This window comes from Sediminicola luteus, from assembly GCF_002514735.1.
Lineage (GTDB): Bacteria > Bacteroidota > Bacteroidia > Flavobacteriales > Flavobacteriaceae > HQA918.
In genome coordinates this window covers 176,402-201,818 of record NZ_KZ300477.1, presented here as the reverse complement: position 1 = coordinate 201,818, position 25,417 = coordinate 176,402, and the positions used below count along the sequence as shown (strand labels likewise).

The 25,417-nt window shown below is 43.8% G+C and carries 18 protein-coding genes; 12 read left to right on the top strand and 6 right to left on the bottom strand.

What is annotated here, in order from left to right:
• Window positions 1-128 precede the first annotated feature (128 nt).
• The 3 genes from B7P33_RS05395 to B7P33_RS05385 all read left to right on the top strand — a co-directional run bounded on the left by B7P33_RS05395 (window position 129) and on the right by B7P33_RS05385 (window position 4,522).
• The gene (locus B7P33_RS05395) at window positions 129-3,374 is read left to right on the top strand and encodes a TonB-dependent receptor (protein WP_097440947.1); all 3,246 of its coding nucleotides are present in this window, start codon (window positions 129-131) and stop codon (window positions 3,372-3,374) included.
• Window positions 3,375-3,464: 90 nt separating this feature from the next.
• Window positions 3,465-3,902 carry a hypothetical protein gene (locus B7P33_RS05390; protein WP_097440946.1) on the top strand — a complete coding sequence of 146 codons (438 nt, stop codon included), beginning with the start codon at window positions 3,465-3,467 and terminating at the stop codon, window positions 3,900-3,902.
• A gap of 26 nt (window positions 3,903-3,928) precedes the next feature.
• Window positions 3,929-4,522 (top strand): 3-keto-disaccharide hydrolase, encoded by a 594-nt coding sequence (locus B7P33_RS05385; RefSeq protein WP_097440945.1) that lies wholly within the window; start codon window positions 3,929-3,931, stop codon window positions 4,520-4,522.
• Here B7P33_RS05385 and B7P33_RS05380 read toward each other — a convergent pair.
• Window positions 4,509-5,576, bottom strand: a complete 1,068-nt coding sequence (locus B7P33_RS05380; protein ID WP_245871668.1) for an endonuclease/exonuclease/phosphatase family protein — start codon at window positions 5,574-5,576, stop codon at window positions 4,509-4,511. The genes B7P33_RS05385 and B7P33_RS05380 overlap by 14 nt on opposite strands.
• A gap of 67 nt (window positions 5,577-5,643) precedes the next feature.
• Between B7P33_RS05380 and B7P33_RS05375 the strand changes: the two genes are divergently transcribed.
• The 3 genes from B7P33_RS05375 to B7P33_RS05365 all read left to right on the top strand — a co-directional run bounded on the left by B7P33_RS05375 (window position 5,644) and on the right by B7P33_RS05365 (window position 10,739).
• Window positions 5,644-8,397, top strand: a complete 2,754-nt coding sequence (locus B7P33_RS05375) for a carboxypeptidase-like regulatory domain-containing protein (RefSeq protein ID WP_097440944.1) — start codon at window positions 5,644-5,646, stop codon at window positions 8,395-8,397.
• A gap of 1 nt (window position 8,398) precedes the next feature.
• Window positions 8,399-9,745 carry a DUF5689 domain-containing protein gene (locus tag B7P33_RS05370; protein ID WP_097440943.1) on the top strand — a complete coding sequence of 449 codons (1,347 nt, stop codon included), beginning with the start codon at window positions 8,399-8,401 and terminating at the stop codon, window positions 9,743-9,745.
• Between the two features lie 226 nt (window positions 9,746-9,971).
• Window positions 9,972-10,739, top strand: coding sequence for an amidohydrolase (locus tag B7P33_RS05365; RefSeq protein ID WP_097440942.1), 768 nt, complete (start codon window positions 9,972-9,974; stop codon window positions 10,737-10,739).
• A gap of 31 nt (window positions 10,740-10,770) precedes the next feature.
• Here B7P33_RS05365 and B7P33_RS05360 read toward each other — a convergent pair whose 3' ends face one another.
• Entirely contained in the window at window positions 10,771-12,387 is a 1,617-nt protein-coding gene (locus B7P33_RS05360; RefSeq protein WP_097440941.1) for an Ig-like domain-containing protein, read from the bottom strand.
• A gap of 98 nt (window positions 12,388-12,485) precedes the next feature.
• A complete protein-coding gene (locus tag B7P33_RS05355; protein ID WP_245871665.1) occupies window positions 12,486-13,115 on the bottom strand; it encodes a ComF family protein in 630 nt (209 codons plus the stop codon).
• Window positions 13,116-13,238: 123 nt separating this feature from the next.
• Between B7P33_RS05355 and B7P33_RS05350 the strand changes: the two genes are divergently transcribed.
• Window positions 13,239-14,141: a hypothetical protein gene (locus B7P33_RS05350; protein WP_097440939.1), complete on the top strand. Its 903-nt coding sequence runs from the start codon at window positions 13,239-13,241 to the stop codon at window positions 14,139-14,141.
• Window positions 14,142-14,263: 122 nt separating this feature from the next.
• Window positions 14,264-15,808: a glycine--tRNA ligase gene (locus B7P33_RS05345; RefSeq protein ID WP_097440938.1), complete on the top strand. Its 1,545-nt coding sequence runs from the start codon at window positions 14,264-14,266 to the stop codon at window positions 15,806-15,808.
• 35 nt (window positions 15,809-15,843) lie between these two features.
• Here the strand turns inward: B7P33_RS05345 and B7P33_RS05340 are convergent, their stop codons facing one another.
• Window positions 15,844-17,955 (bottom strand): TonB-dependent receptor family protein, encoded by a 2,112-nt coding sequence (locus B7P33_RS05340; protein ID WP_245871663.1) that lies wholly within the window; start codon window positions 17,953-17,955, stop codon window positions 15,844-15,846.
• A gap of 439 nt (window positions 17,956-18,394) precedes the next feature.
• Between B7P33_RS05340 and B7P33_RS05330 the strand changes: the two genes are divergently transcribed.
• The 4 genes from B7P33_RS05330 to B7P33_RS05315 are packed head-to-tail and all read left to right on the top strand — an operon-like array spanning window position 18,395 to window position 21,753.
• Window positions 18,395-19,159, top strand: coding sequence for an exodeoxyribonuclease III (locus tag B7P33_RS05330; RefSeq protein ID WP_097440936.1), 765 nt, complete (start codon window positions 18,395-18,397; stop codon window positions 19,157-19,159).
• Window positions 19,160-19,858 (top strand): cyclase family protein, encoded by a 699-nt coding sequence (locus B7P33_RS05325; protein ID WP_097440935.1) that lies wholly within the window; start codon window positions 19,160-19,162, stop codon window positions 19,856-19,858. It abuts the gene before it with no gap.
• A gap of 17 nt (window positions 19,859-19,875) precedes the next feature.
• Complete coding sequence (locus B7P33_RS05320; protein ID WP_097440934.1) at window positions 19,876-20,913, top strand: NADP(H)-dependent aldo-keto reductase; 1,038 nt, start codon at window positions 19,876-19,878, stop codon at window positions 20,911-20,913.
• Window positions 20,914-20,919: 6 nt separating this feature from the next.
• Complete coding sequence (locus B7P33_RS05315; RefSeq protein ID WP_097440933.1) at window positions 20,920-21,753, top strand: class I SAM-dependent methyltransferase; 834 nt, start codon at window positions 20,920-20,922, stop codon at window positions 21,751-21,753.
• A 415-nt stretch (window positions 21,754-22,168) separates the two neighbouring features.
• Here B7P33_RS05315 and radA read toward each other — a convergent pair whose 3' ends face one another.
• Window positions 22,169-23,533 (bottom strand): DNA repair protein RadA, encoded by a 1,365-nt coding sequence (radA, locus tag B7P33_RS05310; protein ID WP_097440932.1) that lies wholly within the window; start codon window positions 23,531-23,533, stop codon window positions 22,169-22,171.
• A gap of 123 nt (window positions 23,534-23,656) precedes the next feature.
• Complete coding sequence (locus tag B7P33_RS05305) at window positions 23,657-25,345, bottom strand: amidohydrolase (RefSeq protein ID WP_097440931.1); 1,689 nt, start codon at window positions 25,343-25,345, stop codon at window positions 23,657-23,659.
• Window positions 25,346-25,417 lie beyond the last annotated feature (72 nt).

Sequence of the window (25,417 nt, the reverse complement as noted above, 5' to 3'; positions counted from 1 at the left end):
TACATTTGCCTAATTTTGGTCTTTGAGGTTATGTTAATTTTAACATAACGATTTAACATTGCCTTAATGTTCAAGATTGATTTAAGCTGCACTTTTGCAGGACTATTTTAAACAAAACACTCAGAGAAATGAAAAAAATGCTGCTTGCATTGGTTGCGGTTTTAACCACTTCCATTGCTTTTTCACAGGGTGTCACCAATTCCTCTTTAGGAGGTAAAGTGACCGATGCCGCTGGGGAGCCTCTTCCCGGTGCTAGTGTTGTAGCCGTACACGTACCTTCTGGTACAAAATATGGAGCTGCTACCGATTTTGATGGTTATTACCGTATTTCAGGTATGCGTAGTGGTGGGCCATATACAGTGACCATCTCCTATGTTGGTTTTGATGAATTCGTTCAAAACAACGTAATGTTGGCCTTAGGGCAGACCCAAAGAATTAATACCGTGCTGGCCGAGAATGCCACTGCATTGGATGAAGTGGTTATAACCGCTACTGCTAATGGGGTATTCAATTCGAATAAAACGGGCTCCGAAACCAATATTTCCCAAAGGGATATAGCCAACGTACCGGCAGCATCAAGATCAATTGCCGATTTCGTTAGGATTACGCCCCAGGCGCAAGTTACCGAGGGTAACGATGGGTTCTCCATTTCCTTGGCAGGTCAGAACAACCGTTATAATGCCGTTTATATTGATGGTGCCGTTAACAATGATGTTTTCGGTTTGGCAGGATCGGGTACCAATGGGGGTCAGACCGGTGTAAATCCATTCTCTGTAGATGCGATTGAATCTTTCCAGGTAAACATTGCTCCTTTCGACGTAAAACAATCTGGTTTCTCCGGTGGATCCATTAACGCCATTACACGTTCTGGTTCCAACGAATTCGAGGGGTCGGTTTATGGTTTCGTACGTAACGAGAGCCTTGTAGGTAAAACACCTCCGGATTTGGTAGGCGATGGTGAGAGCCGTGAAAAGGTGGCGGACTTTAGTGCCAAGACCTATGGTATTAGGGTTGGAGGACCAATCATAAAAGATAAATTGTTCTTCTTCGTAAACTATGAAAGACAGGACGATGAAACACCACAACCGTTTAACTTCAGTAACTACGGTGGTCGTTCTACCCAAGCTGACTTGGATAATCTTTCTAGCTTCCTTCAGAATACCTACGGGTATAATCCTGGAATTTATGACAACAACACACGTACTCTTTTAAGTGATAAATTGACGGCCAAAATCGACTGGAACATCAATGATAATCACAAATTGTCTTTCCGTCATGGTTATGTTAAGGCAGATAATCTTGAAGCCCGTAACTCAGGTAACAGGAATATTGGATTTATCAATGGATCTGAAGCATTTGTTAGTAAGACGAATTCTTCCGCATTGGAATTAAGCTCAAGGTTTGGCAATAAATTCGCTAACAACTTAATTTTGGCCTATACTTCTGTTCGTGATGATAGAGATCCTTCAGGAGACCCATTTCCAACAATTCGTCTTCAAGATGGTGGTGGTACCATAGATTTTGGAGCCGAGCCATTCTCGACTGCCAACTTGTTGAACTCAGATGTATTTACCATTACGAACAACTTTGAGATCTTTTCTGGTAGGCATGCCATTACCTTGGGTACTAACTTGGAATTCGCCGATGTTAAAAACCTATTCTTTGCCTTTAACTATGGGTATTACACCTTTGAAGATCAATTCGACGATTCAGGTGCTTTAACCTCAAGTGGTATGAACCAGTTTATGACTGGTCAAAATGCAGATGTTTACCAGCATGGATATTCCCTTCTCGGAGATGGTACCGTTGGTGACGAATCTGCAGGTTCTGCAGATTTTAAAACCTTCCAAGCTGGTTTTTATGCCCAGGATGACGTTGATATGTCTGATAACTTGAAAGTTAGCTTTGGTGTTCGTGTAGATATTCCTTATTGGGATGATGGAAAAGTAAATGACGACTTCAATAATAGGACCATTCCTTTATTAGAGGCAAATGGTAAAGACCTTCAAGGTGCACGTGTTGGTCAAACTATTGACCCAAGTATTCATTTAGCCCCAAGACTTGGATTTAACTGGGATGTAAATGGTAACCGTTCTACCCAAGTTCGTGGTGGTTTAGGTGTATTCACCTCTAGATTACCATTAGTATGGCCAGGTGGAACTTATAACAACAACGGGGTAACCGGTGGATTCATGTTCAGGTTCAACCAACCTTTCGAATCTGATATCCAGAATCAGTTCACTGATCCTGCTCCAGGTAGTGGTGGTGTAGGTGGTAATATTGATCTGCTTGCCAAAGACTTTAAATTACCCCAAGTGGTCAAGTATAATATTGCCATAGATCAAAAATTACCTTGGTGGGGTCTTATTGCTACCGCAGATTTCATTTATACTGATGTTATTACCGATGTTTATTACCAAAACCTGAACCTTAAGGGCCCTGTAGGTAGATTGAACGGTACCGATAGTAGGCCTTATTACGACAGAAGGGATGAAATTGACGACACCTATGGTAGGATCATGTTGGCATCTAATACAGGTGGAGGTTATGCACACAACACTTCCTTTACCCTAAGAAAGCCATTCGATAATGGATTCTCTGGTTCGGTATCATATACTTTTGGGGATTCTTACAAGGTATTTGATGGTACCTCTTCCCAAAACAGTTCGCAGTGGAGAAATATTCAAAGTGTGAATGGTAAAAACTCTAATTTGCCTGTAACCCGATCCGATTTCTCTTTGGGTAATAGGGTGAATGCCAATGTTTCCTACGAGCTTAAATGGAATGATAATGTTAAAACAACCTTTGGTTTATTCTATGAAGGGGTTGAAGGTAGTCCATTTAGTTTTACCTATAGGGAAGGACGTGATTTGTTAAATGATGACTCAAGGGATAATGCCTTAATGTATATTCCACGAAATGCCAACGAAATCACCTTCTCAGGTGACGAAGCAAGTCAAGCTGAGCAATGGCAACGTTTGGATACCTTTATTGAAAGCAATGATTACCTAAGGGAAAACAGGGGTAAATATGCTGAAAGAAATGGTGACCGAGGTCGTTGGAGCCATATCGTCGATTTCAAGTTGCTTCAAGATTTCGCCGTGAACATGGGTAACAAAAAGCATACTTTCCAGTTGTCGGCAGATATTTTTAACTTCACCAACTTCTTGAATAAAGATTGGGGTAAAAAGTATTTTGTTAGGAGTAATGTAAGTCCATTGACCACGGTTTCAGGGGCACCGGATCCAGTATTCTCTATCAATGATGGCGTTGTAAACCAAGATGGTACGCCTAATTATGAAGAATTGGATGATTTCGGGATTCAGTCCTCAAGATGGCAAATGCAAATTGGTCTACGTTATATCTTTAACTAATGATATAAAGAATAGAAGAAACCCCTCTGCCCGGCAGAGGGGTTTTTTTATGCCCAAAATTCACTAATTTAGTTCACTAATTTTCCAAGCATGTACGAAGTAATCTTAAACCTCCACTCTTATTTGGCCTATATCGTATTGGCCTTGTTGTTTTTAACCGTAGCCAACGCCATCTTGGGCCTAGTAGGTAACAAACCCTTTACGCTCACCAAAGACTTCCGTATGGGGCTTTTTACCTTGATACTTTCCCATATGCAGTTGTTGATCGGTATCGTATTGTACTTTGTTTCCCCACGTTTTCAACTTTGGGGCGAAATGGGGGGCAAGGTCATGGGCGATAGTATGGCCCGGCTGTATTTGGTAGAACATCCGTTCATCAATATTTTGGCCTTGGTGTTCATTACCATAGGTTGGTCAAAACATAAAAAATTGATGGAAGCCAACCGTAAGTTTAAAACTTTTGCCATTTTCTATGGTATCGGCCTAGTATTGCTACTGAGCCGTATCCCATGGTCGCAATGGCTATAGATTAAAATCAAAACCAAACTAGACATATGACTTTAAAACAAACATGCGCTGTGTTGGCCATTTTAATGGGTTTCATGGCTTGGGGACAATCTTCCTTGTTCAATGGCAAAGACCTTGACGGTTGGACTATCTACGGTACCGAAAAATGGTACGTAGAGGAGGGACTTTTAATCTGTGAAAGCGGACCTGATGGCGAATATGGGTATTTGGCCACCGATAAACACTATAAAGATTTTGAGTTGGAGCTATCCTTTAAACAAGAGGCCGATGGGAATAGTGGCGTGTTTATACGGTCTACCATCGAAGGCACAAAGATTTCGGGTTGGCAAGTAGAAGTAGCCCCACCCAATAAACATACCGGGGGCGTATACGAGTCTTATGGTAGGGGCTGGTTGATCAAACCCGACCCCAAAAAGGACAAAGCCTTAAAATATGGCGATTGGAACCGAATGAAAATCCGGGTCAAAGGAGGTAAACTTACTTCTTGGCTTAATGGTAAGAAAATGGTAAGCCTAGAAGATGAAAAAATCGGTGCCGCCAAAGGTAGTGTCGCCCTGCAAATCCATAGTGGGGGTGGTGTAAAGTTGTATTGGAAAGATATAGTGCTTACCGAACTTTAGCCAATAGATAGAGGTAAATAGGAAAATGGTCGCTGTAGCCTCCTTGGTATTGGTTGCCAGCGTAGGTACGAAAAGGGTAACCCTTATACCGGCCGCTATCGTTTTTCAAGAATTGGGGCCTATACACTTGGGCCTTCCAAAAAAACAAACCTTCTTTAGATAATAGGTTTGTCGTAAAATAAAATTGATCGAATAGGCTCCAACGGTCTCTATAGGCTAAGGAGCCTATTCCTTTTTTATATAAACGTTCCATAGGGTTATACAATCCAAAGGAATCGATGGGTGTCGTACTACTTTGTGTTTTTAAAACCTTTTTGAAACTGTGGTCCAATGGGTCATCGTTAAAGTCGCCCATGGCTACGATTCGGGCTTCCCGATCTTCACGACGCAGCGAATCAATGATTCGCTTATTAAGTTTGGCCGCCGCTAAGCGATAAGGTTCCGATCGGCTTTGTCCGCCCCTTCGTGAGGGCCAATGGTTGACTAGAAAGTGTATGGGATGTGTATCCAGTATGCCGGATACAACCAACTGATCTCGGGTGTAGTCCCGAAACCCCTTTTCATTCTCGAGCAATAACCGATGGCTTTTAAAGGCTGTAGGTATAAATTTTTCCTTTTTGTAGAGCAAGGCTACGTCAATGCCCCGCTCATCCGGTGAATCGAAATGTACATAGCCGTAATCTAGTGCTGCCATGGTAGGTTTCGTTATTAAATCTTCAAGTACATCGGCGTTTTCTACTTCACAAACCCCAATAATCTCGGGGCCATCCAAATCGTATGGTGCTCCAATGCCTCGAATGACGGTGGCCAGCTTTAGCAACTTATCTTGATAACGTTCCTTTGTCCAGTGGTAGGATCCATGCGGAGTGCGTTCATCGTCCCGAACCAAACTGTCGTTGACCGTATCGAATAGATTTTCCAGATTGTAAAAGGCTACCGTATATATGTTGTACTCGGTCTTTTGTGCTTGGATAACGGTCGGAAATAACCAAAGCATTACCAGCAACTCAACTGTTTTTATACGGGGAATGTCTAAAAGCTTTATTGCGAACATACGACTTGTAGTCTTTTTCTGTAGTTTATTTTACGCTTTTTGAAGCATAAATTCAAAATAGACAGACATGAGGATGGTTTTAATCGTTTTCCTTGGGGCTGTTTATCAATGTTTTGCATACGACCAACAACCCACCCCCATTAGCGGTCAGTTATTAGATGTTGATTCGGGGGCTCCTTTGGTTGGTGTTACAATTTCTGTAGTTGGGTCGGGTTTGCAAACCAAGTCCGATGCCGAGGGTAAGTTTACCTTCAGGATTTCATTGGCTACGGATGCCGAAATCCTATTCGAAAAAACGGGCTATGCCCAATACCGCCATATTTGGCAACTGGAAAATAGTTCTGACCTAGGGGTGATTTATCTGCATCCTTCCCTTCGGAACGAATCCACTACTACTTTGTCACTTTCCCAGGAGGATCTTTTGGAAGGCGATGATCAAGATGTAGCAGTCGGTTTTCTCCAGGCTGAAAGAGAGGTGTTTTACCGTAGGGCGGCCTTCGATTTCGGCCAGGCGTTTTTTAGGGTCCGTGGCTATGATGCCGCTTGGGGTAATGTGCATATCAATGGCATCCGGATGAATTCGATGTTCAACGGACGACCGCAGTGGAGCCATTGGGGCGGACTTAACGATGTGGTTCGTAACCAAACCGGGGTGTTGACCTTGGATCGGGATCAACATGGGTTCGGGAATTTGTTGGGTTCAACTTATATAGATACCGCACCATCTGGGTTGCGCCCTGGCTTGCGTTTAACCACTTCGGTGGCAAACCGTAGCTATACCAATAGGCTCATGGCCACCTATACGCATCCGGTTTCTGCCAAAGGGTTTGCCTATACACTTTCGGCATCGCGTCGTTGGGCCAGTCAAGGCTATATGCCAGGCACTTTTTACGATGCCTATGGGGTTTATTTAGGAACGGAGTTTAGCTGGAACCCCAAGCATAAGCTATTGTTTACTGGCTTTTGGGCTTCGCAAAAGCGAGGTCGAAGTAGTGCCTTAACCCAAGAGGTTTATGACCTGTTGGGTAATCGTTATAATCCGTATTGGGGTAATTTAAATGGGGAAACAACCAATTCTAGACAGCGGGAAATACAAGAACCTTTTGCAATATTTCAGTATCGGTTTACAGGAGATGTGTTCAAAGTCTCTGCCAGTGCCATGTACCAAACGGGAATACAAAAGAATGCGAGGGTCGGTTATTTTAATGCGCCCAATCCTGATCCTACCTACTACCGTTACTTGCCTTCGTTTTATATCAATAGCCCGATCGGGGCCAACTTTGAGAATGCCGATTTGGCCCGGCAGGCCTTTCTAAGTGACCCACAATGGCAATGGGCAGCCTTGTTCGAAGCCCATCAAAACCAAACGGAGGCGCATTATGTTTGGTACGACGATGTGGTGGCGACCAATCGTTTCAGTGGGGCCTTGCAATTCAATTATACTCCTAAACCCCAATGGCAAATAGATGGTGGCATACAATTTAATGGGGCCAAAAGTGAAAACTATGCCCAGATCCGCGATTTATTGGGGGCGGAATACCATAACGATATAGACCCCTTTTCGGAAACGGCCAATGATATGGATGGCCCCTTGAAGAAATATAAAGGTGACCGTTTTTCCTATGATTTTGATACTAAATCGACACAATGGGAAGCCTTTTTACAGTCGCATTACCAATGGAAAAAATGGGAAGGGTTTATTAGTGGGAAAGTGTGGGGTAACACCTATAAAAAAATCGGGAATTTTAGAAACGGACGCTACCCCGATACATCTTTAGGTACTGGGGAAACCATTGGTTTTTCCGGATACGGATTAAAATCGGGGCTACGTTACCAGTTTAATGGAAGGCATCGATTAGGAGTTAACGTACTGCACGAAGAAAGGCCCCCATTTCAAAAAAACACCTACATAAATCCACGGGAAAACCAACAATTGATTCCAAATATCTCCCCGATGACCATACAGGCTTGGGAAGCCCAGTATTGGATGCGCTTGCCCCAATGGAATGGCCGCTTTACGGTATACAATACCCATTTCCAAAACCTGACCGAAGTGGGGTATTTCTTTACCGATGCCGGGGTTGGATCTGACTTTGTACAGCAAGTGACAACGGAAATGGATACCCGGCATTTGGGTGGGGAAATTGGTGTGACCTATAAGGCTTCTTCCGCTGTAGATCTTTCCATGGTGGCCTCGGTGGGTAAATTCACCTATGCGAATAACTCCGAACTCACCATTAACTTCGATACCGCTGGTAGTGACGAGGATTTTATCAATCCCGAGGGCGTTTTAAATTTAGGTACGGCCTCCCTTAAAGGATTACGGTTGCCACAAGGGCCCCAAACCGCCCTGTCCGTTGGTTGCCATTACCGTGACCCGAAATATTGGTGGCTAGGGGTAACGGCGAATTATCTAGGAAAGAGTTATATCGCTTTGTCGCGCTTGGCCCATACCCAGAGTTTCACCTTAGATCCAGAAACTGGGCAGCCGTTTACTGGGGTAACGCAAAACGATTATGAGAGGGCACTTCGACAATCGGCTCTACCTGAAATGTATTTTTTGAACCTTACCGGAGGTAAATCGTGGCGGCTAGGGGGTAATTATCTGAGTCTGTTCGTTAGTGTCAATAATCTTTTCGATGGCATTTTTAGAACCGGTGGCTATGAACAGAACCGTAACGGTAACTATGGCCAATGGTATCAAGATAACCTTTCGGGACAACCATCTTTTGGACCAAAATATTGGTTTGGTTATGGCCGAACTTATTTTGTGAACCTGGCCTACAGCCTTTCCCTGAAAAAGAACCCTAAAACGGAATAAGATGAAATATGGTCGCTGTATTTTGATGGTTTATCTTATGTTGGTCGCTTGTGATGGATCACAAGATTTGGCCCTTTCTGAAGTGGCCTGTGATCGATGGGAAGTGAACACCACAATGGCCGACATTAAAGCCCAATTTGTGGGTGAAACCCTTAAACTGACCGATAGTCTGGTGTTTGAAGGCTATGTGTCTTCTTCCGATAGGGCCGGGAATTTTTTTAGTGTGCTCCACCTTCAAGATACACCCCAAAATCCTACCCATGGCATTGCTTTAGAGGTCGATTTGCGTGAATCACATCTGTTTTATCCGGAAGGGACCAAGGTGTTGGTAAATGCGCGTGGCATGTATTTGGGTCAAAGCAAGGGGCTGTATAGTTTGGGAGGTACATTTCAGGCTTTTGGGAACCTGTTCGTAGGGCGATTGCCTTTTCATGCCATAGATGACCATATTCAAAAAGCCTGTGAACCTATAAATCAATTGACTCCAACAGTAGTAAAATTATCGCAATTGGAAGATGCTGTTTCCCATAGTTTGGTACGATTCGAAGGATTGGAAATCGTTGCCGAGGAGCGGGATAGCCTCTATGCATTTCCCAGGGAAGAGACTTTACGGCATTTGTTGGATTGTGAAGGCAAAGAATTGGTGCTGGTCAATAGTGGGTATGCCGAATTCCAAGCCGATTCACTTCCTAGGGGTAATGGTAGTATCACCGGTGTGTTTTTGATGGAAAAGAACCAACCCCAATTAATCATTCGCGATGTAGCAGATGTGGCTATGGATGGCCTTTTATGCAGTCCCAAGGAAATAAGTTCTGTGCAAGTCTTTATTTCCGAACTGGCCGACCCTAATAACGACACCGGGGCACGTTTTGTGGAATTGTACAATGCATCGGATATGCCGATTGCCTTAGATGGCTGGCAATTGCAGCGCTATACCAATGCCAATACCGAGGTCAGCTCCACACTTGATCTAACTGGGTATGTTATCGCTGCCCAGGCAACCTTGGTAATTTCGCCAAACCCTATGGTTTTTGAAGCTATTTATGGCTTTGCTCCCGATATGGCTGCAGGGAAAAACAGTCCGGCCGATTCCAATGGCGACGACAATCTATTTTTGATCGACCCTTTTGGTGTTGTTATCGATGCTTTCGGACGTATTGGTGAAGATGGTACGGGTACCGACCATGAGTTTGAAGATGGCCGAGCCTTTCGCAAGATTGACATAGTAGCTGGTAATGCGGAGTTTGACCCTAGTGAATGGATAATTCATAACGATTCAGGAGGTAATGGTACGGTAAATGAACCTAAAAATGCGCCTGCTGATTTTTCGCCTGGTAGTAGGGAATAGCGTTAGAAAACTGTCATTCCGAACGAGCTACGCGGAGGAATCCCATACCAATGGATTTAGCTTTGCCCAAACTTTCGGTCTCTCGTCTTACACTATTCAAGCTGTCGAAAAAACAAACCTCTGTTATATAAGAAGGTTATCATTTGAACTTAATACACCTTCCCGTTTTGGTCGTAAATCCAAATGGGTAGTTAGGTTTCCCTATCTTTGAACAAAGCCCTATCACATGCAGTTAAAAGTAGCCTTGATGCAAATTTCTTTGGTTTGGGAGTCGCCAGAAGATAATTATGCCAGAATAGAAAATGAACTGGCAAAACTTGAGGCTGTGGATCTAGTAGTATTGCCTGAAACCTTTACCACAGGGTTTTCGATGCATCCTGAACGTTTTCCAGACGATTTAGGAACCAACACCTTAAACTGGATGAAAAATTTGGCCCAACACTATGGGTTTGCCATAGCAGGTAGTACTATTTTTAAAGAAGGCGATCAATATTTCAACAGGTTTTTGTTCGTTCACCCCCATGGGGAATATGAAGTATATGATAAGCGCCATACGTTTACCTTGGCTGGAGAGGACAAGTCATATACCCGTGGAGAAAAGAATGTATTGATCCAATACAAAGGTTTCCGAATCCGACCTCTGGTCTGTTATGACCTTCGTTTTCCCGTTTGGGCCCGGAATATAGATGATTATGATCTTTTGTTGTTCGTGGCCAACTGGCCCAAGGCACGCGTAACGGCCTGGGATGCCTTATTAAAAGCACGCGCCATAGAGAATATGGCCTATGTGATTGGCGTGAACCGTATCGGGGAAGATGGCAATGGCTATGAATTTGTGGGGCATTCGGCCGTGTACGATGCCTTAGGGCAGCAAGTGGCTTTCACGGAAGAAGAATCGGTGTTGTATGCTCAATTAGAAAAAAGTACAGTATTGGAAACCCGCGAAAAGTTAAGGTTTTTGGATGATCGCGATAAGTTCGAGTTACGGCCTTAGGAACGGTTTTGACATGTTTCGAAAAAGCCTCTTAGTACAAGGTATAGGTTTCCTCTAGGTCCCAATTGGCCCTGATTTCAAGGGTTTTTGGGTAATAAAGTACGCTTTCGGGCTGTCTTTTTTCCAAAAAGCTTCCGGTATCCCATTTTTGGTTCCCATTGGCATCTTGTATCAAACGGATTTTATAGTTGCCCGGTTTAATTAGGTTGAACTCAAAGGTATACCCTTCCGAAGCGAACAATTCCCGTTGGGTTTCCCCTTTTTCATTGGTCAATTGCAAAATGAGCGGATAGTTTACATTGCCGGTCAAGTTTAAGCGAAGATTTCCAAAATCGGCTAAACTGGCTGTAGACAATCGATAGTCTATGGTATCGTTCGCCTGCCCAAAGAAATCGGTAAGGGTACCCGGTAGCAAGGTTAGCCCATAGGCCATATTGGGTTCTTTGCCCAAGGCCACATCTAATCTATTGTTTAAGGTGTCGAGCGAGACCTTAACATCCATTTGGGTAGAATCGTTTAGGTTCATCAATTGAATACTGTCCGTCTCTAAGGCAACTATAGGGGTGTTGGCTTGAATAAAAAAGGGGGCCATCATGTCTAACGAACTACTTTGGTTAGGCCGAAGGTTCAATGAATCGGAATCGAGTTTTCGGGTTTTTATAATAAAGGTATCCAATACTTGCTCTACCGTATTGTTCAGGGTAAATACCAAGGAGTCCGCTTCTAGTGCACTAAACCAAAAGTTCAAGGTGTCTTTTTCCACATCCTTGTTAACGGTGGTTTTTACAGAATCGGGTAAGGCGCTTAACAGGTTTAGCTCCAGTTCGGAAGCTTTGGCCCCGGTATATCCAAAAATTATCCGATTGCCAGAGGCCATAGAAGGTACGGCCGCTGAATAATCCGGGACTTCGCGGAACAAATTCAACCCATATACCGAATCCGTGGGTAACACTATAGTATCGGTAACAAAACCGATCTTATCTGTGTTTTGGTCGAACATATTGTTTTTTCCTTCGTCTTTAAGGGCCATAAGGGCATAACGCCCGGCCTTTAGATTGTTTAATTGGAAAAAGGTGGTGCTGTCCAAGGTATTCGTCATATAGCTCGGAGGCTGTAGGTATATAGTAGAATCGGTATAGGTGCTATCCATTTCGTACAGCATAACACTGATAAAGGTGTCTGCCTTTTCGTTAAAGGCATCGGTTACCACCCCCGATAGAGAAAGTGAATCGAGATAATCGCCCGTAGAGAACACATAGGTAAGGAAACGGTTTGGGTTCCCTTCATTGTTATCTTCTATACTTTGCCCGAAATTAAAGGTATAGGTGGTATTGGGGCGTAAGGTATCCTTGATTTTTACTTCTACAAATTTATTGGCGTTCCCCTGTGGGGTAATAATGGGTTGGTATTTTAATGGAGGGGAAACGATCAATTGGTTTTGAATGTCTTTTAGCTTTACGAATTCATCGAATTCCAATCGGAAACTTGTAGCTGTAAAGTTAATGGACCTATTCGGGGGGTCGGCATTTATCAAGACAGGTGGGGTAACATCTTTTGGTCCTCCCGAGGGTGAGCCCATACGGCCACATTGTACCAAGGCCAAAGCCATTAAAATAAAGAAAAGTACCCCTAATGCACGTATAACCATAATAGCCCTGCTTAATGCAACAAATTAACGACTAAAATAAGGAATGTAATAGCAAGAATCCTATTTTATGAAAGCATTGGGATTGCGTGTTTTTTGAATTAACCGAAACTGGGAACTACGGCAATCGTAGCTATCGAAACTTCTTTTGCGCCTCCGGCGAATAGGGTTTGGGCACAGGCTTCGAGTGTGGCCCCAGTGGTTATAACATCGTCGATCAATAATATTCGCTTGTCACGAACGCTATCCGACCCATTTAGTTGGTATAAATCTTGAACCCCCTTCCAGCGCCACCAACGATTTTTTCGTGTCTGTGTCCGCGTGTTCTGGGTTTTTACAAGGACTTTGTTTTCATACCTACAGTGGAAATTTTCGGAAAATGATTTTCCTACTAAATCTAACTGATTGTACCCTCTTTTTCGAATTTTGTTTTTATGCAATGGCACCGAAACGATAAGGTCAGGTTTTTCAAAACCAGGGTCTGCTTCTAAAATGGGTGTATAAAGTGCCGCCAGAAAGCTACCTATCTGTTCCTGTTTATTGTATTTCCAGTGATGGATTATGCGTTGGATCCTGCCATTTTCATGGTAAAAAAAGAGTGAACTTGCTTTTTTAACAGGAATTTTACCATAGAAAATCCGGTCGATTGGATTTTCATCGATAAAATTGTACTCGGTAAACGGTAGCTGATCCCGACAAACGGTGCATAAAGATCGTTCACCTTTACCCAAGTTTGCAGTACATCCAAAACACCCCCTAGGAAGTAGGATGCTATGTATATCATTGGCTATATTTGAAATCGCTGAAAGCAACACTTAACCTATTTAATCGAGCTTTAATTTCCTAACGGTTGTATGGAAGATAAACAAACCAAATTAAACCACCGGATAGTCTATGCCATATTGGCTGCTATTATCGTTATTATACTTATCGTGTTCTATTTCAACGCGGCGAGTTCAGCGAATGAAATCGATTATCTTACCCAGCAAGAAAAAATCTTCCAAAAAGATATTACCCTTCTCAATGCCGAAGTAGATCGTTTATCGGCTTTGAACGAGGTGAATGAAATTGAAATTCAAGACTCTAGGTACAAGGTTCAGCAATTGTACGATTCAGTAGGGAAATTGAACTTTACCATCTCCAAACTCAGACAATTCAAAAAGGAACTAAGAATACTACAGGTAAGGCACGATAGTTTAATGGCCAAAACCCGCTACCTGCAAAACAATAATAGTTTGTTGGCCAAGCAATATGGCGATACCAAACAACAAATAGAAGAATTGCGTGATAGAAGCTCCTCCTTATCCGAGACCGAGGCTCTATTGCGTGAGAAAAACAAAGAATTAAGTGAAGAGCTAAAGGTTAAGAATTATTTGAACCTTTCCTATTCCTTAGGTTCTGCCTACCGTTTGCGCACCAATGGTAAGCCTTTAAAAACCTCTAAGGCCAATATGGTCGAAAAAGTTAGGGGTTGTTTTACCATAAAGGCCAATCCGTCGGTAAAAAAAGTACAGCAAAAGGTGGTATATTTCCAGATATTGAGCCCCAATATGCAAATCATTGAAGACGAATACACTACGGTTAACGTAAATGGGAATACCTATAGTAAAAAGGTAGAAATCGTTTACGATGGCGGTGAGCTTGAGGTTTGTGATTTTATTACTGTAGAAAAAGGCAGCCTAACACCGGGTACCTACACCTTGAACGTTTTTGAGGATGAGCGTTTACTGTCTTCGCATGAGTTTGTCTTAAAATAAACCTTTTTCGAATTCCTACTTCCATTCCTATCTTTTTAAGGGTTTGGTAATTTGGTATATTATTTGGCCAATTACAGCCCAATTTTATTATCTAATTTCTCCCGTTTGGCTATTTTTGCCGCATGGCAAAACAAGAGGATATTTTCAAAAAAGTAGTGGCCCATGCCAAAGAGTATGGGTATGTATTCCAATCTTCGGAAATCTATGACGGACTAAGCGCTGTTTACGATTACGGACAGAACGGGGCCGAGTTAAAAAAGAACATTCGCGACTATTGGTGGAAAGCCATGGTACAGTTGCACGAAAATATCGTGGGTATAGACGCGGCCATTTTTATGCATCCCACCACTTGGAAGGCCTCGGGGCACGTAGATGCCTTTAACGATCCTTTGATCGACAACAAAGACTCTAAAAAACGTTACCGGGCCGATGTCTTGGTAGAAGATCACTGCGCCAAGATCGAAGGTAAAATCGAAAAGGAAGTGAAAAAAGCCGCCAAACGCTTTGGTGATGCTTTTGATAAAGATCAATTTTTGGCCACCAATCCTCGGGTAGTTAAATACCAAGAACAAATAGATGGTATTCTAAAACGTTTGGGGAAATCTTTGGAAAACGAAGATTTGGCCGATGTTAAGGCGTTGATAGAGGAATTGGGTATCGTTTGTCCTATATCCGGTTCTAAGAACTGGACCGATGTAAAGCAATTCAACCTTATGTTCGGTACCAAATTGGGTGCCTCGGCAGATTCGGCCATGGATCTTTACCTACGCCCGGAAACCGCCCAAGGTATTTTCGTGAACTTCTTGAACGTTCAGAAAACGGGTCGTATGAAAATACCGTTCGGGATTGCCCAAACGGGTAAGGCCTTTAGAAACGAGATCGTAGCCCGACAGTTTGTTTTCCGAATGCGTGAATTCGAACAAATGGAAATGCAATTCTTCGTGCGTCCCGGCAGTCAGAAAGAATGGTACGAAAAATGGAAAGAGACCCGTTTAAAGTGGCATTTGTCCCTTGGGTTCGGCGCCGACAACTACCGTTTCCATGATCACGAGAAATTGGCCCATTATGCCGATGCTGCAGCCGATATCGAGTTTAAGTTCCCATTCGGTTTCAAAGAATTGGAAGGCATCCATTCCCGTACCGACTTCGATTTAAGTAGCCATGAAAAATTTTCGGGTAAAAAACTACAGTATTTCGATCCCGAACTTAATGAGAGTTATGTGCCCTATGTGGTAGAGACCTCCATAGGTTTAGACCGTATGTTCTTGGCCATTTTCTCTAAGGCGCTACAGGAAGAGGAATTGGAGAACGGTAGTACACGTACCGTACTTAAACTACCTGCCGTTTTGGCCCCGACCAAGGCAGCGGTACTCCCCTTGGTGAAAAAAGACGGATTGCCCGATTTGGCACATAAGATCATAGAAGATCTTCGTTGGGACTTTAACGTAATCTACGATGAAAAAGACGCTGTAGGCCGTCGTTATCGTAGGCAAGACGCCAATGGTACCCCATTCTGTATTACCGTAGATCACCAAAGTTTGGAAGATAATACCGTTACCATCCGTCATCGCGATACCATGGCACAGGAACGTGTGGCCATAGATGCCGTTCGTGCTATGATCAAAGAAGCGGTCGATATCCGGAATTGGTTACAAAAGATCCAATAAGGACTAAAATCAAATAACTATAAAATGGCCCTATTTTAGGGTTGTTTTTTTTGTTTAAACTTATACCCCAATTGAAGGCCTATATAATAATTTCTGCCGTTGCCGGGATAATAGTAGCGGGGTGCCCTACCGCCAAAACCAACGGCATTGATCAGTACCGATTGGGCATACAAAGTGTCGAAGAGGTTGTTCAATCCGGCATTGAACCCCAGTTGCCAACCGGAACTCCAGGTGTTATGATACCCGGCCCTCAAGTGAAAGAGATGGAAAGCATCGCTGTACAAGGTATTGGCATCGGTAAGCGGAATGGCATCTACGAATTGATGGGTAAGCCCGAAATTGAAACCTGATTCATGCTTTAAATCGAGGGTATTAAAAATACGGTGTTTTGGTACTCCAGTTAACGGATTTCCAGAATAATCGTTGCCATCATCAATAAAACGAACAAAACTATGGTCGCTAAAAGAGTAAGAAGACCTGAAAATCATGTCGATGTCCGTATTTATGGCTTGTTGGTACGATAGATCCAATTCCAAACCCTGATGTTTGGTTTTACCGGCATTTTTTCCAATATACTGATCTTCGCCAACCCTTTGGGCCACCAAGAGATCCTTGATGTCCATTCGGTATAGGGCCCATTGCAGCCTTAGTTTTCGCTGCCACGCATGTTGAGTTCCGCCAAGCTCATAATTTACCCCTTTTTCTTGGGCGATATCCGGATTTATGAGTCCGTCCGGGGTTAGGGTCTCTTCCAAATTGGGGTTGGAAAACCCCCTACCGATATGGGCATACATACTCCCATTGGACATTTGATAAGAAAGGGTGGTGCTTGGTAATAGAATGGGGTCAAAATCGCGTTGGGCCGTAGCATTGTTTTCCTGCGAAAAATCGTCGCGATAATCGTAAAAAGTATGGTTAAGTCCGAGGCCAAGTTGTAGGTCCCATTTCGAGGAAATGGGTAGCGCATATTCCCCAAAAACATGGGACTGTCTTCTGAACTCCCGATTTTTACTTAGCTGCTCACCTTGTAAGCTTCCTTGCCCTTCATTTTCGCGATATAGGTTTTCGTAAGTGCGCCAATGGTATTCGTCTTTATAGATCTCCAAGCCTAAAAGGGCTTTGCCCTTTCCTAAGTTCCCTTTTAAGGTAGAACGTAGACCAAAGCCATTGGTAAACTCATCCAAAATATTGAACGGACGGGCTTCATAATGATCCAGATAATTGTAAAACACATGAGTAGCATGGGTAATCTTTTGACTTAATAGATAGGTGTAGCCAAGCCCGGCCATGGTATGGGCATTATCTTCATAACCTTGTGCGGCCAACCAGTTTGCGGCAGCTTGGGTAGGGTCATCCTCAAAATCGGTTAGGTTTAAACTACTCGGTATTTCCGCACGGTAATCGATATGGTTCAAGAGCACATCGAAATAGGCCGATTTCCCTGATTTTATCGAAGTTGTAAGTAAGAGTCCGTTACGGGTAAAAGAGCTATTCTTCCTATAGCCATCGGTCTTTAAATGGTTGTAATTCAGGTGCAGGTTCATTTTGTCGGTATCGTGGCTTACCGATAGATTGTCTTTTATCATGCTATAAGAACCAAAACTAAAGCGATTGTTTACCGTGGTCATGCCCGCTTGCGCGGGTTGGGTATTTAAGAGAAGCGTACCGCCAAGCGTGGCGCCGTACCCCGTGGCTTTCGGACCTTTAACCACTTCGAGGCTACCCAAATTCTCTAGATCAAAGGCTTCTAGTGTTGAAGTACCGGCCCCATTGGTGACGGGTATTCCATTGAAATACATTCGCAATTTGTCTGTGCCGAACGGGGTACGGGCCCCTACGCCTCGAATGGTAATTCGATTGGTGTTTAAGGCTCCCGAAAGCATATATACCCCCGATACTTGGTTTAAAGCATCGTTTATAGCCAATGGACCCGAAAGAGTAAGTTGATCTTGTTCTAATTGGGTAGAAGGGGTTTCCCCAAATACCCTTTTTTTCAATAGGTTTTCTGAGAGTATTATTTCGTCTAGGTTGGTTACCGAATCTTTTTGGGTTTGCCCATAGCTTATTACCGAAATCAATACCCATGGCAAGAGAAAATGTTTAAAGCCCATACGTTTTGGTTCTTCGGCAAATCTAGGGAAATCCATCAAGTATAATTTTTTCCGGTAGGTTTCGAAACACCTAAAAAATACCCAGTATTGGGTATTGACGGGCGGGTTAAGATTTGCTAGCTTGCTAACTCTAAAATAGCTATGAAAACCAACCCAAATATATCTTCCTTACTCTCCCGTCTTAGTTTTTTAAACGTGGCCATGGTATTACATTTGGCGGTTTGTTTTTGGTTTCTAATCTCGTTTTGGTTGCCCTTGGAGAACGCAAAAGGCTGGGGTTTTATAAAAATCCAACTTTTGATTGCCTTGGGGTTTTTGGGGCTGTGGTTAGATTGTAAACTTCGGGAATCAATTACAGATAGGGCCATTTGTAATGTTTCAGGCGCCCTGATTACCATATTAATCTTGGTTTGGTCTACTCTTTTGTTCCATCTATGATTGACCGGATTTGTCTATTTTTAGACAAAAATTCATCATGAACATCATTTCCTATAATGTTAACGGCATTCGAGCGGCCATCAACAAAGGGTTTATCGACTGGCTTACCGCTGCCAACCCAGATGTAATCTGTCTTCAAGAAATAAAGGCCCTAAAAGAACAGTTGGATCTTTCCGTATTCGAAGCCGCCGGATATGCCCATAACTATTGGTTTTCTGCCCAAAAAAAAGGGTATAGCGGGGTGGCCATCCTCTGTAAACAAAAACCCGATAATGTGGTATATGGGACGGGAATCGAGTATATGGATTTTGAAGGGCGTAACCTAAGGGTAGATTTTCCGGGTGTGTCCATAATGAGTATGTACCTGCCTTCGGGGACCAATATGGATCGGCTCGACTTTAAACTGAAATACATGGCCGATTTTCAGGAATATGCCAATGACCTACGCAAAGAGTGCCCGAATTTGGTGGTGCTTGGCGATTATAATATTTGTCACGAGGCCATTGATATCCATGACCCGGTGCGGAATAAGAATGTATCCGGATTCCTTCCGGTAGAAAGGGAGTGGATCGGGAATTTTATCGAAAGCGGGTTTATAGATAGTTTTAGGCATTTTAATAAAGAACCGCATAACTATTCGTGGTGGAGTTATAGGGCCAATGCCAGAAACAACAACAAGGGTTGGCGTCTCGATTATGCCATGGTGGCCGAACCTTTAGGTGCGAAGATGTCGCGTGCGGCTATTCTGTCGGAGGCCCGACATTCCGATCATTGCCCTATTTTATTGGAACTGGATCTTTAAATGAAGAAACCGGAAATAGTAGACTTAAGTCAAGAGATTTTCGATGGAATGCCCGTATACAAGGGCTTACCGCCTGTAAATATTAAATTGCATGCCACACACGAACAGTGGGATGGTATTGAAGACAGCGATCAGGTGTCGCCAAGTGTCTATGCGATGCAAATGGGAGAACATACCGGCACCCATGTAGATGCACTGAACCATATGTCCCGCGAAAATTTCGGCGAAACCATCGATAGTATGCCCTTGCATATGTTCTATACGCGTGGCCTCTGTTTAGATCTTTCGGAAAAAGGCCTAAAGCAGTTGATAGATGTAAGGGATCTTGAAAAGGCACTACAAAAAACGGGCTTAACCATTGAAAAGGGAGACACCGTGCTACTCTATACCGACCATTATCGCAAAACATTCGGCACTGACGATTGGTGGCATGGCCCCGGTTTAAGTGTGGCGGCCACGGAATGGTTGGGAGAAAAAGGTATAGCCGCTTTTGGTGTAGAGACCATGTCGCCCGGCATACCCAAACTAACGAACAAAGAAGTGCATCGGGTTTGTGGTCGCATGGGTTTTACGCATTACGAAAATATGGCGAACTTGCATAGGGTAATAGGCAGGGGCATTTTCCGCTTTATCGGATTGCCATTAAAAATAAAAGGAGGAACAGGCTCACCGGTACGCGCGGTAGCTGTTTTTGAATAAAAAGATAAATAACGACCATGGAGTACACTAACTTATCAAGAACCGATATTAAAGTCAGTAAAATTTGTTTGGGAACCATGACCTGGGGCCGGCAAAACTCGGAGGCCGAAGGGCACGGGCAAATGGATTATGCCGTAGAACAAGGAGTTAATTTCTTTGATACGGCCGAGCTGTATCCGGTACCCGCACAGGCAGAAACCTATGCTGATACCGAACGTATCATAGGCAATTGGTTCAAGGCCCGTGGCAACCGAGATCAGATCGTTTTGGCCACCAAAATAGCTGGGGTTGGGGAATACACCAAGCATATACGAACCACAGGTTTTAGCCGCGATGCCATAATAGAAGCTGTGGAAGGCAGTCTGCAACGCCTTCAAACCGATTATATAGATTTGTACCAGCTACACTGGCCAGAGCGTAAGACCAATTTTTTCGGACAACGCGTGTTTCCGACCCATAGCCCCGACCATTGGCAGGATAATATCCACGAGGTTTTAGAGACGTTGCAAGATTTGGTAAAACAAGGTAAAGTACGCCACGTAGGCCTTTCGAACGAAACCCCTTGGGGTATTATGCGGTATTTAGAAGAGGCCAAGGTACATGGGTTGCCCCGTATGGTCTCCGTTCAAAACCCCTATAGTTTGTTGAACCGTTCGTACGAGGTAGGTTCGGCCGAGGTTTCCATGCGTGAAGATATCGGTCTATTACCCTATAGCCCTTTGGCCTTTGGGGTGTTGAGCGGTAAATATTTGGGTGGTTTGAAACCTGCCAACGGACGGGTTACCCTTTTCCCGCAAATGGCACGCTATAGTGGTGAGAATTCGACCAAGGCAACGCAACGCTATTTTGATTTGGCCCAAAAACACGGACTTTCACTAACCCAAATGGCATTGGCCTTTGTAAATACGAGACCATTCGTGACCTCGAATATCATTGGGGCTACGACCATGGATCAGTTAAAGGAGAATATTGGTAGTATAGATGTGAATCTTTCTAAGGAATTGCTATTGGAAATTGAGGCCATTCATAACGATATTCCGGATCCGGCACCATAAATACAGATGCATCACGAGTTTGAAGCCATAGCCGCACATTACCATAGGCCCGGTTTGTTGGAGCAGATCCAATCACAACTGTTGGCCCAGGGGAAGGATATGGAGCAGCTAAAACGCAGCGATCTTTCAGCAGTAGATGAGTTTCATGTGCGTGGTGCAAAAGTATCGGAAGAATTGGCCCGTACAGTTGATCTTCAAATGGCCAAAGTGTTGGATGTGGGCTGCGGTTTGGGCGGTCCCGCTCGCTATTTGGCCGATGTTTTCCAATGCGATGTTACCGGAATCGATTTAAGTGCCGAATTCATACGTACCGCCCAAGGACTTTCGAAATGGGTAGGTTTGGATCATAACACCCATTTTCTTCAGGCCAATGCGACCCAATTGCCCTTCGATGCCCAAGTTTTTGATGCCGTTTGGACCCAACATGTACAAATGAACGTGGCGGATAAGGCCCAGTTTTATGGCGAGATTATTCGGGTGCTAAAACCTGGCGGGCATTTTTTGTATTACGATATTTTTGAATCGGACCGGGGACAAATCGAATACCCCATGCCTTGGGCTACCGATGCCAATCTGAGTCATTTGATTAAAAAGGAAGTTTTGCATAAACTTTTGGAATCCAAGGGGTGTATTAAAATACATCAAAATGATGAAACAGAGGCCGGAATCACGTTCTTTACCCAAATGCTGGCCCGTTTAGAAAAACATGGTCCACCCCAATTAGGGTTACACTTGGTTATGGGTGCCGATATTAAAATCAAGGTAACCCATTTATTACAAGCCTTGGAGAATGGGCAATTGGTTTTGGAAAGTGGGGTATACCAAAGTGTGAATGATTAGTTTATTTATCCTGCTGGAGGTTGCTTTTGTTTTACGTAAATCAGAGTGGTCAGAATAAGAAAGGGGAGAAAAACGCAGATAATTACGGAAGCCTGTGTATAGTTTAACCCAATAGAATTAAACCAATTCAAAAAGGCTACGGATTTCTCAAACAAATAGGTTGAAAAGCGTTCAAAATCTGGGATTAACAAGATAGTGGTCAACTGGGTAATACCTGTAATGTAAAGAACTTTTCTCTTTTTTAATACGTTACCAATGAGGGCGGAAAAAAGTAAAGGTATAAGAAAGAAATAGAGAATAATGTTTACCTCGTGATATATGAAGCCTGTAATCGAGGCTATCTATTTTAGTAATTTATAGACCGATTGAAAAATTGTTTCCAAGTTTTATGCTGTTTGAAACTAGGTTATAGTTTTTACCCAAACAAAAACTCGGCCAAATCTTCTACCTTGCCCAAGGTTACTACCTCAATTTGTGGGTTCTTTAAGGTAATCTTGTTGTTTTTGGAGACAAAAATGCGTTTAAAACCTAATTTTTCGGCCTCCGATATACGCTGGTCTATTTTTTGAACCGGTCTGATCTCCCCGGCCAAACCTACTTCGGCCGCAAAACAACAATCGGTTACAACGGCGATGTCGATATTGCTGGAAAGGATGGCCGCCACCACGGCTAAGTCTATGGCGGGATCGTCTACCGATATGCCACCGGTAATATTCAAAAACACATCTTTGGCACCCAATTTAAACCCGGCCCGTTTTTCAAGTACGGCCAAAATCATGTTCAGGCGTTTTAGGTTGTAGCCCGTGGCCGAACGTTGCGGGGTACCATACACGGCCGTACTTACCAAAGCCTGTATTTCAATTAGTAAGGGGCGCATACCCTCTAAGGTTGCTGAAATGGCCGTTCCGCTGAGGTCTTCGTCTTTTTGTGAGATCAATATTTCGGCTGGGTTGCTTACTTCCCGTAGGCCGGCACCCAACATTTCGTATATGCCCAATTCTGCCGTAGAGCCAAATCGGTTTTTTAAGGCCCGTAAGATACGATAGACATGGTTACGGTCACCCTCGAACTGCAATACAGTATCTACCATATGTTCCAAGATCTTGGGCCCGGCAATGGTGCCCTCCTTGGTAATATGACCAATAAGCAGCACTGGGGTATTGCTTTCTTTGGCGAATTTGATCAGTTCGGCTGTACACTCCCGAATTTGGGAAACACTTCCGGCCGCAGATTCTATGTAATCGGAATGTAGGGTTTGAATGGAATCGATAACCACTACATCGGGTTGTATCTCGCCAATTTGCCTAAAGATATTCTGGGTTTTGGTTTCGGTTAGGATAAAACAGTTTTTGTAAGCTTGGCTCAGTCGATCGGCCCGCATCTTGATCTGTTTCTGACTTTCTTCCCCAGAAACATATAAGGTGGTAAAGGGTAAGTGTAAGGCAATCTGAAGCAATAAGGTACTTTTACCAATGCCGGGTTCACCACCCAAAAGGGTTAGGGAACCTGGTACCAGTCCGCCACCCAGAACACGACTGAATTCTTTATCGGGTATGGGTAGACGGTATTCTTGTCCGGTCTCAATTTCGTTTATCCGTAGGGCTGTGGCCGTTCGTTTGGCCGAAGTGGGTTGCTCGGCTTTCCAGTCGGGTTTTTTGGCAGTTTCTACAACTTCTTCAACTATGGTGTTCCACTGTTTGCAAGAACTGCATTGCCCGGCCCATTTGGCGTGTTGTGCCCCGCAATGCTGACAAAAAAAAGTGGTTTTGGTCTTGGCCATGGGTTCGCTTTCTGCGAAGATAGGGGTTTTCAGTTTTGGGGTAAGCCGGATTTGACTGCATCAAAAGGCGGGCAGATAAATGTCCTAACCCACCTCTTAAATACCTTATTTGGGATGGTATACCTATCTCTTGTAGACCGTTTTTCCTTCCTTTAGGGTTTCCATTACTTGTAGGTTTCGAATGGCATCCAATTCTATGGCCAACGGATTTTTATCCAAAATCACCAAATCGGCCAGTTTGCCTACTTCCAAGGTGCCTTTTCGATCTTCTTCGTGGTATTGGTAGGCTACATTTTTGGTAATGGCCTCTAAGGCTTGGTACACGGTAATACGTTGATTTTCGCCAATAATGGTTCCGGATCTGGCCTCTCTAACACAGGCGGTCCAGATTCCGAAAAAGGGGTCTAGCGGGGTTACGGAATAATCGGAATGGTTCGTGGGGGTGAGCCCGGCTTCTATGGCAGCCTTAAATGGATCGATAAAATGGGTCATTTCGGGTCCAAAATTCTCCAAATGTGTATCGGCAAAGAAAAAAGTATGGTTGCTAAAAAAGGAAGGAATTATCTGATGTTTGGCAAAGCGGGGTAAATAGTCGGGATGCATAAACTGGGCATGTATGGCCACCCATCGTAAATCTTTTTGACTATTGTACCCAATGCTGTCCATGCCGTCGAGCATCATTTTAATGGCACAATCGGCATTGACATGCGTATTCAGCTGAATCCCGTTATCGTAACAAACCTTCATAATTTCGGCATATTCCTCGGCCGTAATCGTAGATTCGCCGCGCCAATCGGCTTCCCCGTTAGGTCCCCCGGTTAAATAGGGCGTACATTTTAAGGCGGTTTTGGCCTGGGGAGAACCATCTAATAATACTTTAATGCCACCTATTTTCAGGCGTTTGTCATAAGCGCCAAAGGTTTCCTTACCTACCACCTTGTCCATTTCGGTAAACAGGGGATAGGCGATAACATCCAAGAACAAAAGGTCTTGTTCGTTGGCTTTTTTGATGATTTGTAGGTCTTTATAGGGGGTAGCCCCTTCGTGAACCGTGGTAAAGCCCCATTTGGCATATTCGATCTGTGCGGGTTTAAAGTTGGCCAAATGTTCGGCCTCAGGGGGTTTTGGCATCCCTTTGAACACTGGTATAAATGCCGTTTCCATAATGAGTCCGGCCGGTTCGTTACCACCGGGTTCCCTTAAAATAATTCCGGAGGGTGGTGTTTCTGTCTCAGCGGTAATATCTACATCGATAAAGGCGGCGGAATTTAAAACGGCCCCATGGTTAGAGACATGAATAAGCATGATCGGGTTATCCGGAAAATGGGGGTCGAGGTCTTTTTTGGTCAATTCACGCCCTTCTTTCAGCATATTGCCATCGTAACCGTAACCGATGATCCATTCGCCTTTGGCCGGCTTTTTATCGGTAACATGGGCCTTAATGGCATTTACGATATCGTCAATAGTTTTGATGTTACCGACCGGAGGGGCCGATACGTTTACCCAGTTTACAATCTGTGGGGCATTGTTAAAATGACTATGCGGGTCTAAAAACCCAGGGAGTAGGGTTTTGCCTTCTAAATTGACCAATTTGGTACTATCGCCCTGCATTTTTAGGGCTTCGGATTTACTGCCGGTAAAAACGATTTTGCCATCAGTGACTACGAGTGCCTCAGGTGCCGGTTGTTCTGGGGAAACCATGGTTATGATGTCGCCACCATAAAAAATGGTGTGGGCTTCATTTTTTTCGGTTTTTTGACAACTGAATAGACTTAGGCACAGTAGTATGCCAATAAAGGTGAAGGTTTTCATGTTGGTTGTGGATTACATCATCATAAAGATAACCTAATCGCATAAGAATGCCAATACGGAAAACCCTTACGT

Bases quoted from the DNA above. Each gene is read 5' to 3' on its own strand.
- B7P33_RS05395 (WP_097440947.1), top strand. From the start codon at position 129: ATGAAAAAAATGCTGCTTGCATTGGTTGCGGTTTTAACCACTTCCATT.
- B7P33_RS05390 (WP_097440946.1), top strand. From the start codon at position 3,465: ATGTACGAAGTAATCTTAAACCTCCACTCTTATTTGGCCTATATCGTA.
- B7P33_RS05385 (WP_097440945.1), top strand. From the start codon at position 3,929: ATGACTTTAAAACAAACATGCGCTGTGTTGGCCATTTTAATGGGTTTC.
- B7P33_RS05380 (WP_245871668.1), bottom strand. From the start codon at position 5,576: ATGTTCGCAATAAAGCTTTTAGACATTCCCCGTATAAAAACAGTTGAG.
- B7P33_RS05375 (WP_097440944.1), top strand. From the start codon at position 5,644: ATGAGGATGGTTTTAATCGTTTTCCTTGGGGCTGTTTATCAATGTTTT.
- B7P33_RS05370 (WP_097440943.1), top strand. From the start codon at position 8,399: ATGAAATATGGTCGCTGTATTTTGATGGTTTATCTTATGTTGGTCGCT.
- B7P33_RS05365 (WP_097440942.1), top strand. From the start codon at position 9,972: ATGCAGTTAAAAGTAGCCTTGATGCAAATTTCTTTGGTTTGGGAGTCG.
- B7P33_RS05360 (WP_097440941.1), bottom strand. From the start codon at position 12,387: ATGGTTATACGTGCATTAGGGGTACTTTTCTTTATTTTAATGGCTTTG.
- B7P33_RS05350 (WP_097440939.1), top strand. From the start codon at position 13,239: ATGGAAGATAAACAAACCAAATTAAACCACCGGATAGTCTATGCCATA.
- B7P33_RS05345 (WP_097440938.1), top strand. From the start codon at position 14,264: ATGGCAAAACAAGAGGATATTTTCAAAAAAGTAGTGGCCCATGCCAAA.
- B7P33_RS05340 (WP_245871663.1), bottom strand. From the start codon at position 17,955: ATGGATTTCCCTAGATTTGCCGAAGAACCAAAACGTATGGGCTTTAAA.
- B7P33_RS05330 (WP_097440936.1), top strand. From the start codon at position 18,395: ATGAACATCATTTCCTATAATGTTAACGGCATTCGAGCGGCCATCAAC.
- B7P33_RS05325 (WP_097440935.1), top strand. From the start codon at position 19,160: ATGAAGAAACCGGAAATAGTAGACTTAAGTCAAGAGATTTTCGATGGA.
- B7P33_RS05320 (WP_097440934.1), top strand. From the start codon at position 19,876: ATGGAGTACACTAACTTATCAAGAACCGATATTAAAGTCAGTAAAATT.
- B7P33_RS05315 (WP_097440933.1), top strand. From the start codon at position 20,920: ATGCATCACGAGTTTGAAGCCATAGCCGCACATTACCATAGGCCCGGT.
- radA (WP_097440932.1), bottom strand. From the start codon at position 23,533: ATGGCCAAGACCAAAACCACTTTTTTTTGTCAGCATTGCGGGGCACAA.
- B7P33_RS05305 (WP_097440931.1), bottom strand. From the start codon at position 25,345: ATGAAAACCTTCACCTTTATTGGCATACTACTGTGCCTAAGTCTATTC.